This window comes from Mesorhizobium sp. M7A.F.Ca.CA.002.15.2.1 (genome assembly GCF_003998715.1).
Taxonomy (GTDB): Bacteria; Pseudomonadota; Alphaproteobacteria; order Rhizobiales; family Rhizobiaceae; genus Mesorhizobium; species Mesorhizobium ciceri.
The window spans coordinates 1-10,322 of sequence record NZ_RZPI01000126.1 but is presented as its reverse complement, the minus strand read 5'-3'; the positions used below and the strand labels follow the sequence as shown (position 1 = coordinate 10,322).

Here is a 10,322-nt window from a genome sequence, read left to right as displayed (position 1 = left end):
GGTGCTGTCCTATATCGACATCGGCAGGTCGGAGGGGGCGACGCTGGCCGTCGGCGGCGGCAAGGTCGATGGACCGGGAGGCGGCTGTTATGTCGGCCCGACCCTGTTCACCAACGTGACCAACGGCATGCGCATCGCGCAGGAGGAGATTTTCGGGCCGGTGCTGAGCGCCATTGCGTTCAACGACGAGGCGGAAGCGCTGGCGCTGGCCAACGACACGCAATACGGCCTGACCGGCTATCTCTGGACCTCTGACGTCACCCGCGCCTTCCGTTTCACCGATGCGCTGGAGGCCGGCATGATCTGGGTTAACTCCGAGAACGTGCGGCATTTGCCGACCCCCTTCGGCGGCGTCAAGAATTCCGGCATCGGCCGCGACGGCGGCGACCATTCCTTCGACTTCTACATGGAGACGAAGAACGTCGCCTTCGCGACGACGGCGCACGCGATCCAGAAACTCGGCGGCTGACCGGAGGAAATCGGATGCCCTTGCCCAAACCCAATCTCTACCCCGCCTTCAACATCGTGCGCCTCAGCCATGTCGAGTTGGCTGTCACCGACCTCGCCAAATCCCGCGCCTTCTATGTCGACACGCTCGGCCTGCAGGTTACCGACGAGACATCAGGCGCCATCTACCTGCGCGCCATGGAGGAACGTGGCCATCACTGCATCGTGCTGCGCAAGGCGACGACGCCGGAAGCGCGCGACCTCGGCTTCAAGGTCTTTTCGGACGAGGACCTCGATAAGGCCGAGTATTTCTTCAAGGGCAAGGGCCTGCCGGTGGAATGGGTCGAGCGGCCCTACCAGTCGCGCACTTTTCGGACGCGCGACCCGCACGGGATTCCGCTGGAGTTCTATGCCCAGATGGAAAGGCTGCCGCCGATCCATCAGAAATATGCGCTCTACAAGGGCGTCAAGCCGCTACGCATCGACCACTTCAACTGCTTCTCGCCCAATGTCGACGAGTCCGTCGCCTTCTACAACGAGCTCGGTTTTCGCGTCACCGAATACACCGAGGATGCCGCAACCGGGAAGCTTTGGGCAGCTTGGACGCATCGCAAGGGCGGCGTCCACGACATCGCGTTCACCAACGGCATCGGCCCGCGCCTGCATCATGTCGCCTTCTGGGTGCCGACGCCGCTCAACATCATCGACCTGCTCGACCTGATGGCGACCACGGGCTATTTGCCGAACATCGAACGCGGCCCTGGTCGGCACGGCATCTCCAACGCCTTCTTCCTCTATGTCCGCGACCCGGACAACCACCGTATCGAGATCTACTGTTCGGACTACCAGACGGTCGATCCGGACCTGGAGCCGATCAAGTGGGACCTCAAGGACCCGCAGCGCCAGACGCTGTGGGGCGCACCGGCGCCGAAAAGCTGGTTCGAGGAGGGCAGTGCGTTTGCCGGGGCGGAGGCGCGCCAGCCGGATTTGGCGGCTTCGCCGATCATTGCGCCGTGAGTGGGATTTTGGAGATGTCAGCGTTCCGTGGCGCCCCCCTCTGTCCTGCCGGACATCTCCCCCTCAAGGGGGGAGATTGGCTAGGCCCATGGTCAGCGCCTCTGTTGCAGCGTTGGAAATTGGCGAAGGCAGAGATGACATCCGATCTCCCCCCTTGTGGGGGAGATGTCCGGCAGGACAGAGGGGGGCGCCGTAGAGCGCCATCCTCGCCCACCACCATTGCCGGAGCCGCAGCATGAAACACGCACGGCTCGCCACCTTCACCGTCGGCGGCAAGGCGCGCTATGGCGCGGTCACCAGCAAGGGTGTCATCAACCTGTCGGCGCGCCACGGCCAGTGGCCGACGCTGCGGGAAGCGATCGAGGCCGGCGCCTTGCGGCGGCTGGCGGAAGAGGCCGAGGCCTTCCCGATCGATTTCCCGCTCGACGCCATTGCCTACGAAATTCCGATCCCTTCGCCGGAAAAGATCATCTGCGTCGGCGTCAACTATCCGGACCGCAACGAGGAGTACAAGGACGGCCAGGCAGCACCCTCGAATCCGTCGCTGTTCGTCCGTTTTCCCCGCTCCTTCGTCGGCCATGGCGCGCCGCTGGTGCGGCCGCCGGAATCCCCGCAGCTCGATTATGAGGGCGAAATCGTCATCGTCATCGGCAAGGCGGGACGGCGCATTGCCGAGGCCAACGCGCTCAGCCATATTGCGGCATTGTCGCTGTGCAATGAAGGCACCATCCGCGACTGGGTGCGGCATGCCAAGTTCAACGTCACGCAAGGCAAGAATTTCGACCGCAGCGGCTCGATCGGCCCTTGGCTGGTGCCGTTCACCGACGCGGAGCAGATCGCCGACATCGCGCTGACCGCCCGCGTCAATGGCGAAATCCGCCAGCAGGACCGCACCAGCCGGATGATCTTCTCGTTTCGCAAGATTATCGCCTATGTCTCGACCTTCACCACGCTGGTGCCGGGCGACATCATCGTCACCGGCACGCCGACGGGCGCCGGCGCCCGCTTCGAGCCGCCGATCTGGCTGAAGCCGGGCGACGTCATCGAGGTCGAGGCAGACGGCATCGGCGTGCTGCGCAACAGCGTCGTCGACGAGGAAGCAGCATGACCCCGGAGCAAGTGGAAGACGCCGCGGCACGGCTGTTCGAGGCCGAGCGTTCACGCCGCCAGATCCGGCTGCTCAGCCTCGATTTTCCCGAGGCGACGATGGAGGATGCCTATCGCGTGCAGGCAGCGCTGGTGGCGCGCAAGATCGATGCCGGGCTGAAGCCGAAGGGCTGGAAGATCGGCCTCACCTCCAAGGCGATGCAATATGCGCTCGCCATCGACACGCCGGATTCGGGCGTGCTGTTCGACGACATGTTCTTCAATGACGGCGCGTCGGTTCCGGCCGGCCGCTTTATCCAGCCGCGCGTCGAGGCCGAGATCGCCTTCGTCATGAAGGCGCCGCTGAAAGGCCCCGGCGTGACGATCTTCGACGTGTTCAACGCCACCGACTACATCACGCCGGCGCTCGAAATCCTCGATACGCGCATCGAGCGCGTCAATGCGGAGACGAAGAAGGCGCGTACCTTCTTCGACACCATTTCAGACAATGCCGCCAATGCCGGCATCGTCATCGGCGGCCGGCCGCAGCGGCCTGATGAGACCGACATGCGCTGGATCGGCGCCATCGTTTCGCGCAATGCCGAGGTCGAGGAGACCGGGCTTGGCGCCGGCGTGCTCAACCATCCGGCGATGGGCATTGCCTGGCTGGCCGACAGGCTCGCCCGCTACGGCATGTCGATCGCTGCCGGCGAGGTCGTTCTCTCCGGGTCGTTCGTGCGTCCGGTCGAGGCGCGACCCGGCGACACGATCGTCGCCGATTTCGGCAGTTCGGGCACGGTCAGCATCCATTTCGCGAAGGGCTGACGGTTCCGCCAGTTCTTATCAATCGGCCTTATTCGCCATGCAGATAGGCAATCACCACATCGGCTGCGATGGCCGACATGCGCAAGCCGACCTCCCTGGTGATGTCGCCTTCGACGCGGCTCTGCACCCAGCCGAGGAAGGCGAAGGCCCGCAAGGCAGAAAACAGCGGCAGCGCGGCGATGTCGCGCGCCGTCAGTTCGCGCTCCTGCCGATAGCCCTTGAGCAAAGCGTCCTCGATCAGCGGATAGATCGCCTCATCGCGGTTCTGGTAAAGCGCGACGGCAAGGTCGTACATGTGCCAGCCATGGCCGCAATCGTCGAAGTCGATGATGCGGATCGCACCATCATGGACGAGCACATTCTCGCGCACCAGGTCGGCGTGGATGATGCCGAAATTGCGGGCACTGCGTTCATACGTCAATAGCGCGCGCACGGCCTTTTCGCGCGCCCGCAAAACCAGCTCCCGGCGAGGACCGTCGAGGAAGGGCGAGGTCTCGAAACGCCCCCAATTCGGGTTCGCGCCGAAGAAGCCGTCGAAATCCCAGGCATGGCGGGCAAAGCCGGACGGAGGCGTCCAGGCTGCTGTGACATTGTGCATGTGGGCGATGGTTCGCCCGATCTCGGTAAAGATCTGTCTTGCCTGCTCGGGCGTAAAATCCAGCGGCACGCCTCGCGCGCCGACGGCGCGGCCTTCCAGCCAGCTCAGGCAATCGACTTGCCGGGGTTGCATTGAGGCGTTCGCGCTGACAAGCACGAACAGATCGCCAGCCGGCGTGGCGACCGCAGATGGCGTGGCGATGCCGGCCGATTGCAGAAAACCCATCCATTGCAGTTCCGAGCGCAGGGCGGCGTCCGTGTGATAGCCAAACCGGTGAATGCGCATGGCGGCCGGCTGGCCATCGGGCAGACGGATCCGGAAGACCGCGTTCTCGCGGAATTTCAGCAGCTCCGGCTCACCCTCATCAATGCCCCAATGGGCGAGCGCGCGCCTGGCCAGCGCCGTGACGTCGGCTGCCGTCTCGGGTTCGGATTGCGCGGAGACTGCGCTCACGCCTTCACTCCGCCGACTTCGCCAAGCACTTCTTCGAGGACGCCGATCAGGAAGTCGGCATTGTCGCGGGAGAACGGCATTGGCGGGCGGATCTTCAACACATTGCCGTGGATGCCGGTCTTGCCCATCAGCACGCCGCGCTGGCGCATCCGGTTGGCGACCTGCTCGGCAATGTCGGGCGCCGGTTCGCGCGTCTTGCGGTCGTGAACCAGTTCGGCGCCGAAGAACAGGCCAGCGCCCCTGACCTCGCCGATACATTCATGGCGATCGGCGAGCGGGCGCAGCAGGTTGAGTGCATAGGCGCCGACGTCACGCGCGTTGGCAACGAGATCTTCCTGCTCGATGACGTCGAGAACGGCATTGGCCACCGCGCAGGAAACCGGATTGCCGCCGAAGGTGTTGAAATAACGGAAGGCGTTGCGGAAGGTCGCCAATATCTCCCTTGATGTGACCACGGCGGCGATTGGATGGCCGTTGCCCATCGGCTTGCCCATGGTGACGATGTCGGGAACGAAGCCTGCGCGCTGGTGGCCCCAGAAATGACTGCCGGTGCGGCCGAAACCAGGCTGCACCTCGTCGGCGATGACCAGTCCGCCGGCGTCACGCACCGCGCGCATCGCGTCGTCGAAAAAGCCGGATGGGAGCGTCGGAAAGCCTTCATTGGCGAGCAGCGGACAAAGGATGATGCCGGACAGGCCGATACCGTCCTTTGCCAGCGCGGCGATGGCTTCGCGCACTGCGTCGCCAAAGGCTTTGCCGTTGGCCATCGCAGCCGGATGGCGATAGCTGTCAGGCGCCGGCACCAGCCTGACATTGCGGGCGCGGCCGCCGACCGGCGGCATGCGGGTGCTGAGCTGCGAAACCGCCGCGGTGTTGCCATGATAGGTGGCGTCGGTGGCGATGATACCCATGCGGCCGGTGGCGGCCTGCGCCATGCGCAGCGCGATGTCGTTGGCCTCGCTGCCGGTGCAGGTCAGGATGGCGGTCGACAGGCTGGCATCGAAGGTCGCGGTCAGCCGCTCGACATAGTCGAGGATGGCGGTGTGAAGATAGCGCGTGTGGGTGTTGAGCAGGCTTGCCTGCCGGCACAGGGCCTCGACCACATAGGGGTGGCAGTGGCCGACATGGGCGACGTTGTTGTATGCGTCGAGATATTTGCGGCCGTCGGCATCGTAGAGCCAGACACCTTCGCCGCGCACCAGGTGCACGGGCTCGTCATAGAACAATTGCGATTTCGCACCGAGCAGGCGCGAGCGCCGGCTAACCAACGCTTCTTGCGGTTGAGTCATTGCGTCTCGAAACTCCGTTCTCTCCAATAACCGTCAGACCTTCGACAGGCCTGCATCCAATGCTTCGCCGATCCTCGCGACATCCGCGGCGCTGACGATAAGCGGCGGCGACAGGATGATGGCGTTACCGGAGACGCGCAGCATGACGCCGGCCTCGTAGGCCGCCTCCGAAACCAATGCCATGGTCTTCTTGTCGGCGGGCTTTTTCGTCGCGCGGTCCGAGACCAGCTCCAGCGCCGCCATCAGGCCCTTGTACCGGACATCGCCGACGATCGCATGCTTCGCCTTCAGCCCCTCCAGCACGGCTGCGAGTTCGACACCACGCGCGGCCGCGTTCTCGTTCAGGCGCAGCCGTTTGGTCTCGGCAAGCGCCGCCAGACCCGCGGCGCAGCCGACAGGATGGCCGGAATAGGTATAGCCATGGCCGATGGCGCCGAAGCTGGTCTTGTCGGCCTCGAAGACATCGGCGACCTTGGCGCCGATCAAAGTGGCGCCGAGCGGGAAATAACCCGAAGTGATCGCCTTGGCGATGGTCATGAAATCCGGCTTCACACCGGACAGACGCGAACCCGACCATGCGCCGGTGCGGCCGAAGCCCGTCACCACTTCGTCGGCGATCAGCAGGATCTCGTGGCGGTCGCAGATTTCGCGCACCAGCGGCATGAAGCTCTCATGCGGAACGATGACGCCGCCGGCGCCGAGAACCGGCTCCATGATGAAAGCGGCGATGGTGTCGCCACCCTGGAAGGCGATTTCGTCCTCCAGCGCCCTGGCGCAGAGTTTTGCCAGCCGCACTGGGTCGGTCTCGTCGAACGGATTGCGGAAGGTCCAGGGCGCAGGAATGTGGAAGACGCCCGGCAGCAGCGGCTCGTAGTTGCGGCGGAAATTGGCGTTGCCGTTGACCGACGCGCCACCGAAATGCGTGCCGTGGTAGCCTTTCTTCAGCGCCAGGAACTTGGTCCGGTCGGCCTGGCCGCGGATCTTCCAGTACTGCCGCGCCAGCCGAAGTGCCGTTTCGACCGAATCCGAGCCGCCCGAAGTGAAAAACGTCCGCACCATGCCTTCTGGCTCGAACCATTCGCAGAGTTCGTAGGCGAGCTCGATCGACGGGCCGGTCGAGGTGCCGCGAAAGCCGGAATAATAGGGCAGCGCGCCAAGCTGGTCGGCGATCGCTTTCTTGATCGGTTCGCAGCTGTAGCCGAGATTGACGTTCCACAGGCCGCCGACGGCGTCGAGCACGGTGTTGCCGGCGATGTCGGTGACCATCACACCCTCGCCTTTCATGATCACCTTTGGCGGGTTGGCCCGCATCTCGGCCGGATGCGCCATCGGATGCCAGATCGGCTTGGCGTTGGTTTCGGTGAGAAAATTGATGTCGCGCATAATGGACTCCGCAAAAATCTCAGGCAACTGGGACGAGGTCGAAATGGCCGAGCGCCTCGGCATAGGAATGAGCCGGGCGAGCGACGTCGAAATGCACCGTGCGCATGCCGGCAGCACAGCCGCCATCGACATTGCGCCGCTGGTCGTCGACGAAGACGCAAGCGCCGGCAGGCAGGCCAAGCGCCTCGGTGACGAAGGCATAGGCACGCGGGTCGGGCTTGAGGATGCCGGTGTAAGTGGCGTCGATGATAACATCGAACAGGCCGAGCAACGGCAGCCGCTGGCGGAAGTCGGCGCCGTAGAACAGGTCGAGTTCATTGGACAGGATGGCCAGTCGAAAACCGGCGGCATGCACCGTGCGAATGGTGCTGTCAGCCTCCGGCCGCACCACCTTTTCCGGCTCGGCCCCTCGCGCGCGCCGGACGAAGGTCTCCATCGCCTGCCAGTCCTCCCCCACCAGACGGCCGACCTCGCTTGTGCGTGTGCGCCAATAGTCACGCTCGCTGATCTCGTCGGCCTGCATGGCGCGCCACAGCGGATCGCTGCCCGGATCGAACGGCCCGCGCCATTGCAGCGTCCCCGGCGCGAGGCCGAGCGCCTGTTCGGTCAAGGCGTGGGTCTCGAACAGCGTGCGGGTGACGACGCCGCCGAAATCGAGGACAAGCGCCTGGACGGGAACAGCACTCACGCCGCCACTCCCTCGGCCGGCTTGCCGCGCGGAACGATGCCTTCCTCGACCCAGCGGTCGAAGATCTCGAGCGCCTTGCCGACGAAGTCGTCGCTGTTGATGTGAGCGTCGATCTCGTGGAACTCGACGCCGGCGGGAATGACCTTGCGCATTTCGTCAGTGAAGGCGGCCAGGGCTTCCGGCTCATAGAGCGGCTCGCCCTCCACGTCCCATTCCTGGATGCCCTGGGACGGCAGGATGAAGGCGGAGCGGCCTCTGGCGGCACCGAGCTTGGCGGCGATGGTCCTGGCGACCTGGCGGCGATCGTCGGCATCGACGGTGATCGAAGCGATCAGCCTGTTGTGGGCATGAAACGGTCGCGTCGAGAATTTAGCCGGCAAATCCTGCCAGGTCGGCAGGTCGACCATGTCGACCGCGCCGGGTGCTGCGATCTGCGGAACGCCGCGGGCACCGGCATTCTCCAGCCGGTCGGTGCCGGAACTGACGACGGAGCCCGCGAGATGGTTGGTGATCTCCTGCAGGCTGAAGTCGAACACCGCGCAGAAATGGTCTTGGCCGGCAATCGATTCGAAGGCGCGGCCGCCCATTCCGGTGGTGTGGAAGACGGCAACGTCATAGCCGCGCTGTTCCAGCGCCGGCTTCAGCGTCTTCATGTAGCGCAGGCAGCTGCTGCCGAGCGAGGTCATGCCGATGGTCGGGCCTGTTGCCCGCGCCGACACGCGCGACGCCAGCACGATTTTCGCCGCGCCGACGACCGCACCACAGGCCTGTGACAGGACCAGCCTGCAGATCGAGTTGAGGCCGTACAGCCCGCCCGCCCAGAGGATCATCATCAGGTCGGGCGCGACGCGCTCGGGTGGGATGAGGTGCGAATAGGCGATGGTCGAGACGACGAATTTCGGCACGCCGAGCGGCAGGCAAAGCGCCACGTCGAGCGCCAGATCGGTTCCCATCGAACCGCCGATGGCGATGAAGGCGTCAATCTCGCCGTTTTGATGGAGCTTGCGCACCAGTTGCACGGCGCCGCCGGCCATCAGCGTCATGGCGGTGTTCTCGTCACCACTCGAAACGATCTCGGCGATCGTCACATCCACCGCCCGCGCCACGGCGTGCTTATCGTGGTCCGGACTGTAGGGCGGGTCGCCCAGCACGCTGACATCCATCATCACGGCGCTGCCGCCCGACTGCTCGATGCACTGTTTCATGAACAACAGCTCTTCGGCCTTTGTGTCGCCCGTGCCGATGACCAGGATGCGGGGTGCTGTCTCCGAGGGCATCAGGCCTGCCTCCTCAGGGTTTGCAGGTTTTCACCGTTGAGGCGCATGGAAATCTCCCGTGCCGCCGCCCTCACGGCAAGTCCCCGCTCCGTGATCGCGGCCGCCGTCGTTCTGGCCTTTGGCGCCGCCACCGCGATGGTGCCGAGCGCAAAGCCATCCGCCCCGCGGATTGCCGCCGCGACGCTGATCACACCTTCCTCATAGCCCTGGTCGCAGATCGAATAGCCGCGCTCGCGCGCCTCGCCCATGGATCTTGAGATGGCGGCCGGCTCGATCAGCGTATGGGCCGTGAAGGCATCGAGCGAACCCGTCAGGCACGCCTTGACGGTCTCGTCGCGGGCGAAGGCCAGATAGGCGATGCCCGACGCGGTCGAATGCAAAGGCAGCAACTGACCGATGTCGATGTTGACCCGGTTTGCCCATGCTGGATGCTCGACGTTGACGGTGACCAGCCTGTCGACGCCGAATTCCGACAAATGCACGGTCTCGGCCGTCGATGCGGCCAGGTCCCGCACCAGCGGAACGGCCGTCTGCAGGAAGGGAAAGCGCGCCTCGCGGATGCGCGCCAGCCGCGACAGCCCGGCGCCGAGGCGATAGTGCCGCGTACCCGCATCCTGCTCGACGAAACCACGGCCGGCCAGCGCTACCAGCAGCCGCCTTGTCGTCGCCTTGTCGAAGCCCGAGCGGCGCGCCAGATCGGACAGGCCGAGCTCGGGCTCGTCGACGTTGAACAGCTCCAGAAGCGAGATCGCTTTTCCGACCGTACTCAAATTTGCCTCCCCGTTCGGGACAATCATTTAACGTGTGAATTAACTTGACAGGCATCAGCATTGTTTGCAAGTCTATATTCAAAATAACGGTTCAAATAATGAACCAACCGCCAGAGTGCATGGGACAGGCCATTCGGCCGGCGAACTCAAGGGTTTGCAAACAGGAGGGATCAATGACAGCAGTCTCGGAACAGGCGCCGGCCAACAGGCTGCGCAAGAACAGTCTTGGCGTCGGCGCCATCACCTTCATGGTGATTTCTGCGGCCGCCCCACTCACGGCAGTCGCCGGCGGCACGCCGCTTGGCATGCTGATGGGCAATGGCGCCGGCTTTGCCGGCACCTATCTCATCGTGACCGTGCTGCTGCTTTTGTTCGCGGTCGGCTATGTCGCCATGTCACGCCATGTCGGCAATGCCGGCGCCTTCTATGCCTATGCCGCACGCGGCCTCGGCAGCATGGCCGGCGGCGCCACGGCGCTGATCGCCATCC

10 protein-coding genes and 1 pseudogene are annotated in these 10,322 nt (G+C 64.6%); 5 read left to right on the top strand and 6 right to left on the bottom strand.

Going from position 1 to position 10,322, the window contains the following annotated elements:
• The 4 genes from ENZ74_RS10185 to hpaH all read left to right on the top strand — a co-directional run.
• Positions 1-469: aldehyde dehydrogenase family protein (locus tag ENZ74_RS10185; RefSeq protein ID WP_127312758.1), on the top strand; the 469-nt coding region annotated here is incomplete at its 5' end.
• 14 nt (positions 470-483) lie between these two features.
• Positions 484-1,464 carry a 3,4-dihydroxyphenylacetate 2,3-dioxygenase gene (gene hpaD, locus ENZ74_RS10180; RefSeq protein WP_063169700.1) on the top strand — a complete coding sequence of 327 codons (981 nt, stop codon included), beginning with the start codon at positions 484-486 and terminating at the stop codon, positions 1,462-1,464.
• Between the two features lie 235 nt (positions 1,465-1,699).
• Complete coding sequence (locus ENZ74_RS10170) at positions 1,700-2,572, top strand: fumarylacetoacetate hydrolase family protein (RefSeq protein WP_063169699.1); 873 nt, start codon at positions 1,700-1,702, stop codon at positions 2,570-2,572.
• Complete coding sequence (gene hpaH / locus ENZ74_RS10165; protein WP_127312757.1) at positions 2,569-3,375, top strand: 2-oxo-hept-4-ene-1,7-dioate hydratase; 807 nt, start codon at positions 2,569-2,571, stop codon at positions 3,373-3,375. Before ENZ74_RS10170 ends, hpaH begins: the two co-directional genes overlap by 4 nt.
• 28 nt (positions 3,376-3,403) lie before the next feature.
• Here the strand turns inward: hpaH and ENZ74_RS10160 are convergent, their stop codons facing one another.
• From ENZ74_RS10160 to ENZ74_RS10135, 6 genes are read right to left on the bottom strand one after another with little or no spacing between them, the layout of a single operon-like run.
• Positions 3,404-4,426, bottom strand: coding sequence for a phosphotransferase (locus ENZ74_RS10160; protein WP_063169697.1), 1,023 nt, complete (start codon positions 4,424-4,426; stop codon positions 3,404-3,406).
• Positions 4,423-5,715: an aminotransferase class III-fold pyridoxal phosphate-dependent enzyme gene (locus ENZ74_RS10155; protein WP_063169696.1), complete on the bottom strand. Its 1,293-nt coding sequence runs from the start codon at positions 5,713-5,715 to the stop codon at positions 4,423-4,425. The genes ENZ74_RS10160 and ENZ74_RS10155 overlap by 4 nt, the downstream gene beginning before the upstream one ends.
• Before the next feature lie 33 nt (positions 5,716-5,748).
• Positions 5,749-7,098, bottom strand: a complete 1,350-nt coding sequence (locus ENZ74_RS10150) for an aminotransferase class III-fold pyridoxal phosphate-dependent enzyme (protein ID WP_063169695.1) — start codon at positions 7,096-7,098, stop codon at positions 5,749-5,751.
• A 19-nt stretch (positions 7,099-7,117) separates the two neighbouring features.
• The gene (locus tag ENZ74_RS10145; RefSeq protein ID WP_063169694.1) at positions 7,118-7,786 is read right to left on the bottom strand and encodes an HAD-IA family hydrolase; all 669 of its coding nucleotides are present in this window, start codon (positions 7,784-7,786) and stop codon (positions 7,118-7,120) included.
• On the bottom strand, positions 7,783-9,063 hold the full coding sequence (locus ENZ74_RS10140; protein WP_063169693.1) for a Tm-1-like ATP-binding domain-containing protein: 1,281 nt from the start codon (positions 9,061-9,063) through the stop codon (positions 7,783-7,785). The genes ENZ74_RS10145 and ENZ74_RS10140 overlap by 4 nt, the downstream gene beginning before the upstream one ends.
• On the bottom strand, positions 9,063-9,833 hold the full coding sequence (locus ENZ74_RS10135) for an IclR family transcriptional regulator (protein ID WP_063169692.1): 771 nt from the start codon (positions 9,831-9,833) through the stop codon (positions 9,063-9,065). Before ENZ74_RS10135 ends, ENZ74_RS10140 begins: the two co-directional genes overlap by 1 nt.
• Positions 9,834-10,006: 173 nt before the next feature.
• Between ENZ74_RS10135 and ENZ74_RS10130 the strand changes: the two are divergent.
• Positions 10,007-10,322: pseudogene (locus ENZ74_RS10130) on the top strand (amino acid permease); the annotation flags it as partial.

Bases quoted from the DNA above. Each gene is read 5' to 3' on its own strand.
- hpaD (WP_063169700.1), top strand. From the start codon at position 484: ATGCCCTTGCCCAAACCCAATCTCTACCCCGCCTTCAACATCGTGCGC.
- ENZ74_RS10170 (WP_063169699.1), top strand. From the start codon at position 1,700: ATGAAACACGCACGGCTCGCCACCTTCACCGTCGGCGGCAAGGCGCGC.
- hpaH (WP_127312757.1), top strand. From the start codon at position 2,569: ATGACCCCGGAGCAAGTGGAAGACGCCGCGGCACGGCTGTTCGAGGCC.
- ENZ74_RS10155 (WP_063169696.1), bottom strand. From the start codon at position 5,715: ATGACTCAACCGCAAGAAGCGTTGGTTAGCCGGCGCTCGCGCCTGCTC.
- ENZ74_RS10150 (WP_063169695.1), bottom strand. From the start codon at position 7,098: ATGCGCGACATCAATTTTCTCACCGAAACCAACGCCAAGCCGATCTGG.
- ENZ74_RS10140 (WP_063169693.1), bottom strand. From the start codon at position 9,063: ATGCCCTCGGAGACAGCACCCCGCATCCTGGTCATCGGCACGGGCGAC.